Source organism: Pseudomonadota bacterium, assembly GCA_018823135.1.
Classification (GTDB): Bacteria; Desulfobacterota; Desulfobulbia; order Desulfobulbales; family CALZHT01; genus JAHJJF01.
The window spans coordinates 1-12,994 of sequence record JAHJJF010000080.1; the positions used below are offsets into that span (position 1 = coordinate 1).

Consider the following 12,994-nt stretch of genomic DNA (forward strand, 5'->3'; position numbering starts at 1 on the left):
GGCAACACGGCAACGAAAAATCCATTCAAAATTATGTCAAGAAACAAGGTAAAACAAACCAATACAAAGAGCTGCTGAAACAGCAACTAACGTTGTTCTAGCACCAAATACCCCGCTGCTCTGCGGCGGGGTTGTTTATTAATGGAAATTGATACCGCGCTTGTTTTCTGGATGGGGGGAATATGGATTTTGAGCATATAATTGGATGGGTGTCCTGGTTTTTCCGTTGTTATCCGCTGTTGGCGATCGGCATCATCGTTGTCTTGGTGATTTTTGTATATTTTAAACCAAAGGAAATGTTGAAGTTGCTGTTTCTGTCGATCGCGGTGGCGGTGATCTCCTATATGCTTTTGTCTCTTGGGGACTCGATGTCTCATGGGGTGGATAACAAGGATAAAATGATAACTAAAACCAGAAGAGCGGTTGATTAGTTGAGAAAGTTTGTGGTATTAACCTTTTTTTGTTTAATGAAAACCAAGAATATTAATTGTCTGTTCCTCCGGTTTTTATCCCGGCTAATCTCTGCTAATTTCTTTTATACTGATTAATATGAAAAGATACAGGTTACTGGTCAATGGGCGTAATGTTTTGCTCAATCGCGATGGGAAAATCCAGAAATACGGGTTTTATCAGAATTTTTTTATCAAAGCAGACAATCTTAAACAGGCCGAGTTGCTGGTGTCGGCCAGGATATTTCGTGATAAGAATTTTGCCGAAATTATATTAAATTCAAAAGATGATATGCCGAAAATTCATTTTGAGACATTCTGGGAGCTGGACAATCTGGAATATGTTGGAGATTATATCGTCCCCGACCGGACCTATTATGTTGAGAAGAAATGGTGGCAATTCTGGGTATAATCCGCTCAACATTTGTTTCGTCAGTGTTCGTCTGGTTAGGGCGGATTTTCTTTAATCGAGCAGGCGATTTTAAATGAAAGAAATGAACGATATCTGGGAAGATTTGGGTTCACTTGCGGAACATGAAATGTTGCACGTCATGACCAAGTTGTTCGTGGTGTATGAAGAGATGGTAAAGCGCGATCCGGCAAACGGGGAGGCCTTGAATTTTTTCAAACATTTAGGGGTCGTTATTGATCAGACCAAACAGTGTAATCTTAACCGACGATAAAGTATGAAAATAGTTTGTGAGTTCTGCGGCGGGGCAGGGCAAATAAGCTATTTTAAAGGGGTCAGCCGGTTTCTTTTGTCGTGCGAAGAATGTTCCGAATGTTCCGGGCTTGGTTATGTGCTTTTTTCCGGCAAAGAGGATGAACCGGATAAAAAACAAAAGAGGCCTGCCCGGAAAAAGAAAGGTTAAAGATTCTTGTTTCTCCTCCGCAAATAAGGCGAAAAGATCGCTGGGGTACCGGTTTTTCCCGGGCCATTGTGTATTTTGCTAATCCCTAATGGACGGAACATGAAATGCACGGATCATAGGCCCTGACCAGCATTTCTGCCAGGAGCTGAATTTCCTGGTCAGACCTGCCTGAATTCGCGCATTGTTCTGCCAGCTCCACAATATCGTGATGGATATTTCCGTTGTTCTGACTGGTGGGAATCACACAGTCTGCTTTGAGGATCCGCCCTGTTTGATCAAATTCATAGGCGTGATATAAGATGCCCCGAGGTACTTCCACCGCTGCGATTCCTGAACCGGCGCGGGGCGTGACTTTTTGTCGGGGCTCAGTCCAGGCTGTGTCGAGCAATCGATCAATCAGCATGATGCTGTCAATAACTACATGCAGACATTCCACGAGTTGGGCGATGTTATTCATGAACGGGTTATGACAGACCGGAGTCAGCCCGAATGTTTCGGCCAGCTTCCGGGCCTGGGGCTGAAGATTTTTGAAGTTGTTGTTTATGCGGGCCAGGGCGCCTACGGCCATGGTCTGGCGGGAAAGGCGGCTCCATTTTGAAGTGGAACGCTCCACCAGGTATTCATTGGTCATTTCCCGATATTGTTCTTCTTTTTTTCTCACCCCATCGCTTGAGAGCAGATTGCCGCCGATAAATGGATAACTGTTTTCTTCCTGCAGGGAAACAAATTCGGTTTCCCTGATAAAGTCAGGAATGATAAAGGTACGGAATAATTCAGCGGTTTGGCTGAGATCGGCAACCGAAGAGACCAGGCGTCGACGCAATAGTTCGAGTTTGGCTTTTTCCGGCAGCATGGTGAATCCGCCGACCACCGTCCGGGTTGGATGGAGGCGGCGTCCGCCGATCAGATCTGCTCCGTCATTGGCCAGCAGTTTGAGCCGGGCCGCTCTTTGGATCTCGTCGGGATTTGATTTAATCAATGGCAGAACGCTACCGGTATTCAGAAAGTCCGGGGCGACCAGAAAGTAAAGATGCAACACGTGGCTTTGCAGGGTCTCAAAATGTTTTAACAGCAGGCGCAGGTCCCGGGTCTGGTTTGAGCACTCAATACCAAAGCCGTTTTCGATGGCCCGGATACTGGCCAGGGTATGGCCAATGGAGCATATCCCGCAAATTCGGCCGCAGAGGATCGGGGCGTTTTCCCAGTTTTTATTGACCAGAATGGCCTCAAAAAATCGGGGCGTCTCCACGACTTCCCAACGGGCCTCCTGAACCTGGCCATTCTTGATTCTGATTCGGATGTTGCCGTGGCCTTCTACTCTGGTCAGGTGTTTTACGTCTATGTCGCAGTTTATCTTCATTTGTGGTTCCTTTAGAAGTCGGCGATATATTTTGAAAATCCGCCGAAACATTCCAGCCGATCGAGAATTCTTTCTTTGGGAAAGTTATGATCAATCATGATTTTTTTGAGTTGCCCAACATTGGCATCATCTGCCGGTCCCCGGCATCCCCAGCACCCCATTCGGTTTTTGGTGCACCAGGCATCACAACCGGCCCGGGTGATCGGCCCCAGGCATGGCTCCCCGAGATCGAAAAGACAGATGTTTTCGTTGGCCTTGCACTCCATGCAAACCGGATATCGAGGGTGGTTTATGGCCTTGCCTAAAACCAGATTGGTCACCACGCGTTCAACTTCCTCCTTGTTTACCGGGCAGCCGTAGATTTCAAGGTCAACAGTTACGTGGGCCGCAAGGGGGGTAACCTCCTGGGTCTCGATGGGATGCGTGCCGTAGACCTCGGCTTTGACCCAGTCCAGATCATTGAATCTGTTTTTGAGTTGGTTGACGCCGCCAAAACAGGCGCATGATCCAAAAGCGACCAGCACCTTGGCATTTTCTCTGATTTTCTCTAAACGTTTCACATCATCGGATCGGGTGATGCTTCCTTCGACGAAGGCGATCTCGTAATCGTCGCTTCGTTCGGTCATCGCCTCGCGAAATGAGACGATATCGAGCAGTGATAAAAAATCAAGCAGGGTGGCTTCATTATTCAAGAGCTGTAACTGGCATCCTTCACAGGAAGAAAATTCAAAAAAAGCCACTTTAGGTCTTGGGATCGGCACGCCGAGAAATGATCGTTTTGTGGTCATTCTTGTTCTCCGGGCTAGATTGCTTCTTTCAGATTCAGTACCGACCAGTAATCAAAAACCGGACCCTTCAGACAGGTATAGGTCGATCCGATATTACATCTGCAGCACTTGCCACGCCCGCAGTGCATCCTTCTTTCCAGGGAGACGAACATTTTATGCATAGGCAGTCCTTTTTTCATGACCATGTCGCAGACAAATTTGAACATGATCGGCGGTCCGCAGGCGATTACGTATGTGGTGTCGGCGAAATTGGTGATTTCATCGATTCTTTTTTGCAGGATATCGGTGACCCGGCCCACCGGCCCGGTCCATGAAGAATCAGGTTGGTCAACGGTGATATTGAGATTGATGTCAAACTGGCGCCACGTTTCATACTGATAGGTGAAGAGGAGTGAGTCGGGCTTTATGGCACCGTAAATGATGTCTACCTCCTGGTAGCGGCTTCGGTTTTCCAATACGGAGAAAATTGGGGCCCGCAAAGGAACAATTCCCAGGCCACCGGCAATCAGCATGACGTTCTGGCCTTCCATTTTTTCCACCGGGAAACTGGTGCCGAACGGACCACTGATTCCGACATTGGTGCCGCGTTGTAGACGGTTCAGGAAGTTAGTCAGGTTGCCGACTGCCCTGATACATAACTCGATATCACCATGCCGGATCGGGGAGGAAGAGATGGAAAAAGGAGCTTCACCGATGCCTGGTATCTCAAGCATGACGAACTGACCTGGGCGGAAGGTAAAATCTCTTCTTTGTTTCGGGTCGATGATCTGTAACTGGTACAGTTTTTCTGCGGCGGTTAGTTGGTATAGATTGGTTATTTCAGCCTTATAGGTGTACTCAAAACTGCTCATGTCATCTTTGATGTGGGAAGAGACCGTGTTATCAAGGACATCGACGAATGGTAGTTTACTCATGGCTGTGCTCCTTGCCCCGGACACTGGCAATGACTTCCGGCACGGTTATTCCGGCCAGACAGGCATTGCCGCAGCGGCCGCAACCAACGCACAATGATTCTTCATAGGCCTCAACAAACCCCCGGTGTTTATGGTAGAAACGGTATTTCAGACGGACATGTCTCTCCGGCCGAAAATTATGGCCGCCGGCAACCTGGGCAAAATCAATCAGATTGCACGAATGAAGATGCCTGGTCTTGGAGGCTCCCTGGAGTTCCAGATCGACGTTTTCTTCAACTCCGTAACAATAGCAAGTCGGGCAGACATTGGCGCAGGTGCCGCAGGCCAGGCATTTATCACCCCATTCCTTCCAGACATCGGCCTGGAATTCCATGTCCAGTATTTTGGTGAGATCGGTGGTGTCGACTTGGGTCATAAAACTTTTGTTTTTGTCCTCTATGACTTCCATGTAGCGTTCATGGTCATGTTCTTCGGGATCTCTGGTTTCAATCGCCTTGAGGATATTGAAGGCCTTTGAGGACTGGATTTCGGCAAAGAAACGATCACCCAGATCGGTTAGCAGCAGTTCGAAGCCATGCAGAAGAGTGTCCGTCCCCATTGAGCGGCAAAAGCAGGAGGGCAGTGGGGAAAGACAATTAAGGGCGATGATAAACATGTTCTGGCGCTTGGCGGTAAAATATGGGTCAGGGTAGACATTGCCGGTCAGCACTTTTTCAAGCTTGTTCAGTCCATTGATGTCGCAGGCATGGATCCCGAAAAAAACATGTGTTTTATAGACATTTAGATCAATGATTTTATCCCAGTTATCGCCGTTCATCTCAAACGAACAGAGATTTTCCCGGTAGGGGAGAAAAAAACGTTTGAGAGAGTGGGTGGTATTGCGGTAGTCAAGGCATAGATCATCGAAGTCATAGACGTAATCAAAATCGACCAGGGGAAGACCATTACGGTCTAGCCCCCGACTGACCGGCCCGACCACCGGGTTGATGGCAATAATCTCAAAGAGTTTTTGCAACTCTGCTTTGTCGAAAACCTTGAATATCATGCCGGCTCTCCCGGGAAAGATTGTTCTCAATTATTGTATCTTCACATCTAAGACTATCAAAATTGAATTATTTAATACAAATATAATAATATTTGTGCGGTGTAATGTTATGAATTTATCACTGGATGATCAACAATGATGATTGTTTTTGACCATTTGAAATGTTGCCCTATATGTAATTTCAGCAGATCTTAACCAAGGGACTTGTTGCAGAGCGGATCCTTTGCAGATTAAAGTCTCTGTAATAGTAGAGCGGGAGGTTTAGTTTTTTGTTATCAGGTGGGCTGAATAAAAAAAGCGGTCATAATATTGATCCATAACCAATTTCATGACCGCCTGTGTCAAGCCAATCTGTGGGAAAAAATATAAACAGATTGGTGATTTTTCGGGATGAGCTTTCAGATAGATGTTTGGGCGCTGATCAGGCTGCGCTTAACTTCATCTGTTGCAGCAGGAACTCCACACTTTTCGGATAGATTGAGATTTCATTAAAATAAAGGCCGCCGAATTCGTAGGAGCAGTCCGGACATCCACGTAGCCATAGAATATGATGGCGGTATTTGTTTTTGGCCATTTTACGGTAGACCCATTGGCTGCTATTGCATTCGAAGCAGTAAAGCAAGGTCCAGTCACTGCCAAGGAGCGCCTGGGCACAGTCGTAACAGACGGGAACCACCAATTCTCTGGCGCAGACATCGGTTACCTCATTTTCCTGATAGCCAAACGGGATGACAATGTAGTCGGTGGCTGGGGGTGATTGTTTTTTTGTGTCCGGGCCGTGATTTAACTCACATGACGTCTCTACCAGTTCAGCCAATAGTTGAAGCCTGTCAATTTCGTTCATGGCGCCCCCTTTTTTTTATACTACAGATTTGGGTTTCTGCTTATTCCTCCATTTATCTATTCGGTTTATTTTGTGATTTTCTTTAATTGCATAATTTGCAAATATTGTGCCTTAAAGGTATGGCAAGTGTCGTTTCCCGGGGTTGGATCAAGGTTATGGCGTGGTCTAAATCGGTGAGATTGAGGTATATGTGAGGTGTCTGTTGGTAATTTAAGATAATGACGGTTGTAAACTTTTTTAGCGGGGTGATTGGTAAAAAAATTAATATCTATAAAATAATATGACAAGAGATGACATCTTATCGGACAAGGAATGTCAACTGGCGGTCATTAAATATTTAATTGGAGCGATAGGCGCGGGGATTTTTCCATAAAGAATTTTTAAACCAATCATTGAATTCAGCGACCGGCAACGGTTTGCATATATGAAATCCTTGTATTATGTCGCACCCCTGTTTTTCAAGGGAATTTGAAACGTCTATGCTTTCAACCCCTTCGGCTACTACCTGCATTCCCATATTGTGGGCCAGATCTATCGTGGAGTTTACTATGATGGCATCTTCTTCGTTGGTAAGCATATTCATGATAAATGACTTGTCGATCTTAACCTCAATGGCCGGGAAATTACGCAGGTATGAGAGGGATGAGTACCCGGCACCGTAGTCATCAATAGCTATCTTGACTCCGATCTCGTGCAGTTTCTCGATGGATTTATTTACCCTTTTCGGATCGATCATCATACTGGTTTCGGTGATCTCCAGAGTTAAATATTTTGGTTTTATCTGCCATGTTTTTAAAAGACTCTGGACGGTGTCCGGAAATTTATTATCTTGCAGATTTTTGATCGAGAGATTTACCGAGATATTTATTTTTAGCCCTTCTTTGTGCCAGATTGCGCATTGTTCTAAAGAATTATTCAGGACCCAGTAGGTAAGATCATTTATCATGCCGGTCTGTTCAGAGAGTTCAATAAAGGTGTCCGGCCCGAGGGTCCCTTTCTCCGGGTGTTCCCATCTTACCAGGGCTTCTACTCCGCAAAGGTGGCCGCCAATAAAATTTATTTTGGGTTGATAATGCAGGGTTAATTGCTTATTCCGGATGGCGTTTCGTAGTTCACCAATTAATACCAGCCGTTTCCAGGTGTCATTGTTCTGGTCGTGACTGTAAACAACAAAGGTTATATCGTTGCGTTTGGCCTCATACATGGCAACATCGGCGTGTTGCAGCAGTGTTTCGGAGTCTCTGGCGTGTTCCGGAAAGGTGGAGATCCCTGCGCTCATGCCAACGCTGACATTATGTCCCTCGATCAGGATCGGTTCTTCAATCGAAGCGGAGATCTTTTGACAAATTGCGATGGCCTGTTCCAGGTCGGAGTTCGGTAAAACTATCGCAAATTCATCACCGCCGAATCGGGCCACCGTGTCTGATTTTCTGACTGTTTCCCGAAGCCGTGCCGCAATTTCCTGTAAAACATAATCACCATAGAAATGGCCCAGGGCGTCATTAATTTCTTTGAAGCGATTAAGGTCCAGCATCACAATCGCCATGGACTCCTGGTGTCTTTCCGCCACAAGAATTCCATGGTCAATGCGGTCATTTAGGAGCAGACGGTTGGGTAAACCTGTAAGGTCATCGTGAAGGGCCCGGTGTTGTTCTTTGGCGGCTGATTTTTTTATGCCTTCGATGGACATCATGCTTAACCGGACGACGAGGAAGACGAAAATGCTGCCGCTCAGTAGAATGAGGGACATCAGCAGTTCTGTGGTTGATACTGCTCTGATGATCAGCATATATCCGAAGGCCATAAAACTGCAGATGAAAAACAAGACAAAAAGGCCAAGTATCTTCCACCAGAAACTGAGGGTATGTTCTTCCCGGCAGAGGATTCTTACCGGGAAGAAAAGCGAATAGGTCAATAAGATAGTTGCGGCAACAACAACGATAATTGAAGCTGTTGATATACTGAAAAGATGACTAAGCATTTGATTATGTCCGAAACGGTAATTATATGGCCCTTGTATTTTCGGGCTGATATATATTTGATAATTTCCTGATTTATTGCAATAAATGCGCCGAACTTCAGGCCTGTTTGTTTTTTTCATCCGTTTAATTGGAGGATGAATTTTTGTTTATCCGGAAAACGTGCTTTGCTGCGAGGAACTAAGCGTTAGGCTAAAATATGTCCTAACTGTTAAAGGTGTGATTGCTGAGGTGTATCAGATTGATTTTCTTTATAAAAATGACATTAATTGTTTTTTATGACAAATAATGTCACTAATTAATTGGTTGTGAACTTGAGTTAATAACTTTGCGGTTAGTGGTTAAACCTCTGTGCGGATAAGATTTTCATGAATTTCAATGATTTTACTGATGCAATTATCCAACTCTTCCGCAGTCATTGAGTTTACGGTAGCCTGGACTCGGCCTTCTCCCTCTGATGGTTCTATATAGTTGAGGTTGTTCTCCAGTTTGTTGAATTCCTGTTGGATGCTTTTCGGTAGATTTTCCGCCTTGATATGAATGATGCAGAACAGGTAGGCGTCAATCAGTCTTTCCCGCTTTTCCCCTTCACCGCAGAGAGTCATGATCGCTTTATGGAATTTTTCAAGTTCAAATGACATGTCTGTGTAGCTCCTTTCTTGCTTTTGTTATGATATTATATTTAGTGCCTGTCCATAAATGGTCTTTTTGACCGATCTCTGCGTTATGCGAAAAAAATAATCATTGGAATATCAAATATATGCCTGTGGTTATTTTTTCGCATGCCTTGATCTCGAACAAAAATCCTCATTTCTGGACAGACACTATTTATGATTTTTATCATTGGTATGGTTTTTAACTTTAGTCAATTTGTTTAAATATAATTTGATTAATTTCGTATCGAATTTTTTTGGTTTTGTTACTAATGGATGTCGAAATGCCAAGGGTTTTCGGTAGATATATTTGATTTGCAATTTGGATAATTTTTGTTCGGATTTTAAGGGATCGTGAAGAGTTAATTTCAGAACAAATGTTTATAATTTTACCCACATGCGAAAAAAGCGGTTTGAATTGACAAAACCGGCTTTTTTGTGGTGTAATTATATTGTGGCATGGGGTTGTGACAATAGCCCTTGCGGTATTTTCAGTTTGCAACCTCATGTTTTAACCTTAGGCGGTAAGGAGGTTGATGATGAACGGAAAAGAAATTGTTGAAAGGAGAAGATTCAGGAGATTTTTGGTTAAGCCGGGAGCTTTTGCGGTATTCTGTCGCAGTACGGTGATTCCCGCCCGGATTATTGATATCAGCCGGGGAGGTATGGCTTTTTGTTACGTTGATGAGCAGGGCTGTCTTAATGATCTGTGTGAGCTTGATATAATGTATGGGGAAACCGACTTTTATCTTGACCGGATATCTTTTGAGACGGTGACTGATTGTGTAATTAACGGTGTTACTTCTCCTCCTGTCTTGAACCAGCGTGGAGTCAAATTTGTCGATCTTTCCCAAAAACAGATTTCAATGCTTAATCATTTTATATATAAAAACACATTGGTTTGAACTCTTTTCTGGTAATGATTAATTATTCCCCCTGTCTTTAATGGATCCAAACAGGACAGGGGGAGGAATTAATGTCCCAAATAATTTGCCGCACAATTGATTGATTTTTTCGCACTATAATCGAAAGGCGATATCTGCATTATGGCGGCTGAATATGGTGTATGTCCGTTTTGAAGTAGGTTGTGAAAGTATAATTTCTAGTTTCCCTCTTCTTTTCCTCAATATTTTCATTGTTCTGTTATCTTTAAAAAAAATCGTCTCTGGATTATTGTGTCAGAAATAAAGCTGAGTTGTGCTTGAATGGCAATCTTTACAAAGCGCCGTTCGGTTCAAACGAAACATTATGTAAGTGCGCCCCGAAGGAAGTGCCCTTGGGGTGCGCCCCGAAGGAAGTGCCCTTGGGGCATATTTAAAGGGATAATCCATGTTCGATAGTGCGCAGGACCTTAAATTAAAACAGATCTGGACCAGCCAGCTCTATCGTGAATATGACTCGATCTGCTGGAATTACCGGGTGAAACTGGTCAAGCCGATCCTGGAACTGGTCGAGGCCAGGTCTTTTTTGGGGAAATGGGATGCAGGGCTGCGCACCATTAAGGTTTCGGTCAATCTGATCCGGAATCGTTCCTGGGATCAGGTCGTTAATATCCTTAAGCACGAGATGGCCCACCAGATTGTTTCTGATCTTTTCAAGTCTGATCAGGCCCATGGGGAGATGTTCCAACGGGCCTGCGAGATGATCGGGGTGCCTGTTCTGTTTCGCGGGGCCAGGGCGGATCTGGCTGCTAATGATAATGAGTCGGAAGCAGGTTTTGATTCTCCGGGGCATAATCACAAAATGCTCAACAAGGTGCGAAAACTATTGGCTCTGGCCAGGTCCGGCAATGAGCATGAGGCCTTTGCCGCGACCCGCAAGGTCAATGAAATAATTGCACGGTATAATCTCAGGCGGGTCGGGCAGGACGAAGATTCATCTTATAACTATCGGGTGATTAATCATCGGAAAAAACGTATTGAAAATTACCAGCGTTTAATCTGTTCGATTCTTTCTGATTTCTTCTTTGTGGAAATTATTTTTGCCGGTCAATACGATGCTGCCTTGTGTCGGACAAACAAGGTCATTAATCTTTTGGGCACGGAAGAAAATGTCTTGATTGCCGAGTATATCTATTATTTTCTGTTTAACAATCTTCCCCTGTTATGGGAAAAGCATGCACTCGAAACAAAAGAACCTGTTTCCCGGAAACGTTCATACTGGTTGGGGGTCCTCAGTGGCTTTCGGGAAAAATTGGCCGGATTTGAACCGCCGGCGGATGTGCTAGCCCGGAAGAATGGCAAGGAAAATCTGCCGATTACGGTCAGCGCTGTGGTCTGCGCCGGGGACAGTGGGTTGCAGGATTTCAAGAGGATGCTTTTTCCGCGTCTTTTTACCCGTCGGGGTAGACCATCAAATGTTTTTGGTAATTCTTACCAGGCCGGGATAACGGCTGGCCGCGAGCTTAATGTCAGTCGGGCGATTGCCAAACGGGAAGGCTTCTTGGGTAATTTGCTGGTTTGTGATAGTTGATTGAAATATTTTGCCCGTCATGGGCAATGCAAGTGATCCAGCGCTGCTGGGCAAGGAGAAGCTCATATGGACTGTCAGTTGTCGGAAGTTGAAAGTAGGGTGCTGGGATGTCTGATGGAAAAAGAAATGGCCACCCCGGATTATTATCCCTTGTCCCTGAATGGACTGATGAACGCATGTAACCAGAAATCAAATCGTAATCCGGTGGTTGATTATGATGAGAAAACGGTTTATCGGGCGCTCGATGAGTTAAAGCAGAAGCAGTTTGTCTGGCAGAGCGATGCCAGTCGGGTTCCGAAATATGGCGAGAATTTCGTTAAAAAGCAAAATCTGGTGGCACGTGAGGCTGCGGTGTTATGTCTGCTTCTGGTCAGGGGGTTTCAGACGGCTGGTGAGATCAGAGGGCGGGCTGGTAGGTTGTGTGAGTTTGCAGACCTGGCGGAAGCGGAAAGTGCTTTGCAGAGTCTGGCCGAGATGGGTTTGGTCGTCAAGATGCCCAGGCAACCGGGCTGTAAAGAGCGGCGTTATGCACATCTCCTGGCCGGTGAGCCGGTAGCTGAAATTGAGGGAATATCTGTGGCCAGACCTGAAGCCGTTGCCCTTGAGGTGATGGCTGAAAATGAAAGAATTGCTGCTCTGGAAAATGAGGTCAAGGAGTTGCGCTTCGCATTTGAGCAATTGCAGCAGAATTTTGCCGAGTTTAAAGAGCAGTTTGATTGAGCCTCATTTTTTATTAATTAGTTCGTTTGTCTCCGGCTTGACAATCATCCCAAGGTTGTCGGATAATCATTAAAATCCAGTTGTGCTGGATTGGTTTTAGATTAAATCCTGCCGGGGCCCCAATGCCGAAAAATAACCAAAGAGACATCCAGATCATCAATGAGGTTCCCGCCTTGGTTTACGGGGTCCGCTCTGATGACCGTATCGTTTTTGTAAACCCATATTTTACGGTGGTTACAGGGTTTCATGCCGAGGAATTAAAAGGCGCGAACTGGCGGGCCAAATTGCATTGGAGTGACCGACGTCATGATGATGCAAGTATTTTGGGATTTCTAACCAAAGATGATGCCCCTTCATTTTACGAGTCGGAGCTGATCAATAAGAAAGGTGAAAGTCGGACGATAAGGTGGAACCATCTTTTACTGCGCGATGAAGCAGGTCAACTTTCGGAGATCATCGGTTTCGGCACTGATATGACCAACCGGCAACGGGCTGATGAACTTGCTTATCAGGCGATGGCCGATCTCGATCGTATTTTTGATGCTATCAGCGACGTGGTGACTATTCATGATACCGATATGCGGATTATCCGGGTCAACAAGGCAGCCTGTGTTGCTTTGCAATCGTCCCCTGAAGAACTGCTTGGCAAACATTGTTATGAGGTTTTCCGGGGTGATTCCATCCCATGTGCGTCCTGTCCGGAGATTAAGACGCTTTCCGATCATCTCCCCCATGAAGGTGAGATCGAGCATTCCCGCCTAGGAGCCTGTCGGAGCGAGAGCTTGCAATACCCGTGATTTTTCGCCCGTAATTTTATAAAAATTGATGTAGCACCTCGAACTTACAATAAAGCGCTAATACAATGCCGGATGCAACTCATATCATGTCGACTGGCTGA

The 12,994-nt window shown here is 45.3% G+C and carries 14 protein-coding genes; 7 read left to right on the top strand and 7 right to left on the bottom strand.

All coding sequences use genetic code 11. The features are described from left to right. Positions 1–182 precede the first annotated feature (182 nt). The 3 genes from KKE17_08145 to KKE17_08155 all read left to right on the top strand — a co-directional run bounded on the left by KKE17_08145 (position 183) and on the right by KKE17_08155 (position 1,132). A complete protein-coding gene (locus KKE17_08145; GenBank protein MBU1709957.1) occupies positions 183–431 on the top strand; it encodes a hypothetical protein in 249 nt (82 codons plus the stop codon). Positions 432–549: 118 nt separating this feature from the next. Beyond that, on the top strand, positions 550–861 hold the full coding sequence (locus KKE17_08150; protein MBU1709958.1) for a hypothetical protein: 312 nt from the start codon (positions 550–552) through the stop codon (positions 859–861). A 73-nt stretch (positions 862–934) separates the two neighbouring features. Then, the gene (locus KKE17_08155) at positions 935–1,132 is read left to right on the top strand and encodes a hypothetical protein (protein MBU1709959.1); all 198 of its coding nucleotides are present in this window, start codon (positions 935–937) and stop codon (positions 1,130–1,132) included. Between the two features lie 274 nt (positions 1,133–1,406). On the opposite strand, the gene KKE17_08160 is transcribed toward KKE17_08155, so the two are convergent. The 7 genes from KKE17_08160 to KKE17_08190 all read right to left on the bottom strand — a co-directional run bounded on the left by KKE17_08160 (position 1,407) and on the right by KKE17_08190 (position 8,892). Next, positions 1,407–2,681, bottom strand: coding sequence for a Ni/Fe hydrogenase subunit alpha (locus KKE17_08160; protein MBU1709960.1), 1,275 nt, complete (start codon positions 2,679–2,681; stop codon positions 1,407–1,409). A gap of 11 nt (positions 2,682–2,692) precedes the next feature. Beyond that, a complete protein-coding gene (locus KKE17_08165; protein ID MBU1709961.1) occupies positions 2,693–3,469 on the bottom strand; it encodes an NADH:ubiquinone oxidoreductase in 777 nt (258 codons plus the stop codon). Between the two features lie 14 nt (positions 3,470–3,483). Beyond that, complete coding sequence (locus tag KKE17_08170; GenBank protein MBU1709962.1) at positions 3,484–4,383, bottom strand: FAD/NAD(P)-binding protein; 900 nt, start codon at positions 4,381–4,383, stop codon at positions 3,484–3,486. Then, the gene (locus tag KKE17_08175; protein MBU1709963.1) at positions 4,376–5,428 is read right to left on the bottom strand and encodes a 4Fe-4S dicluster domain-containing protein; all 1,053 of its coding nucleotides are present in this window, start codon (positions 5,426–5,428) and stop codon (positions 4,376–4,378) included. Before KKE17_08175 ends, KKE17_08170 begins: the two co-directional genes overlap by 8 nt. Before the next feature lie 421 nt (positions 5,429–5,849). Beyond that, on the bottom strand, positions 5,850–6,272 hold the full coding sequence (locus tag KKE17_08180; GenBank protein MBU1709964.1) for a hypothetical protein: 423 nt from the start codon (positions 6,270–6,272) through the stop codon (positions 5,850–5,852). Positions 6,273–6,609: 337 nt separating this feature from the next. Beyond that, positions 6,610–8,253 (bottom strand): EAL domain-containing protein, encoded by a 1,644-nt coding sequence (locus KKE17_08185; protein ID MBU1709965.1) that lies wholly within the window; start codon positions 8,251–8,253, stop codon positions 6,610–6,612. A 339-nt stretch (positions 8,254–8,592) separates the two neighbouring features. Then, complete coding sequence (locus tag KKE17_08190; protein ID MBU1709966.1) at positions 8,593–8,892, bottom strand: hypothetical protein; 300 nt, start codon at positions 8,890–8,892, stop codon at positions 8,593–8,595. 548 nt (positions 8,893–9,440) lie between these two features. Between KKE17_08190 and KKE17_08195 the strand changes: the two genes are divergently transcribed. The 4 genes from KKE17_08195 (at position 9,441) to KKE17_08210 (ending at position 12,893) form a co-directional block, all read left to right on the top strand. Further along, entirely contained in the window at positions 9,441–9,809 is a 369-nt protein-coding gene (locus KKE17_08195; protein ID MBU1709967.1) for a PilZ domain-containing protein, read from the top strand. 424 nt (positions 9,810–10,233) lie between these two features. Further along, positions 10,234–11,376, top strand: a complete 1,143-nt coding sequence (locus tag KKE17_08200; protein ID MBU1709968.1) for a SprT-like domain-containing protein — start codon at positions 10,234–10,236, stop codon at positions 11,374–11,376. A 66-nt stretch (positions 11,377–11,442) separates the two neighbouring features. Continuing rightward, positions 11,443–12,096: a YceH family protein gene (locus tag KKE17_08205; protein ID MBU1709969.1), complete on the top strand. Its 654-nt coding sequence runs from the start codon at positions 11,443–11,445 to the stop codon at positions 12,094–12,096. A gap of 122 nt (positions 12,097–12,218) precedes the next feature. Further along, a complete protein-coding gene (locus KKE17_08210) occupies positions 12,219–12,893 on the top strand; it encodes a PAS domain-containing protein (protein MBU1709970.1) in 675 nt (224 codons plus the stop codon). The last annotated feature ends 101 nt before the right edge of the window (positions 12,894–12,994 follow it).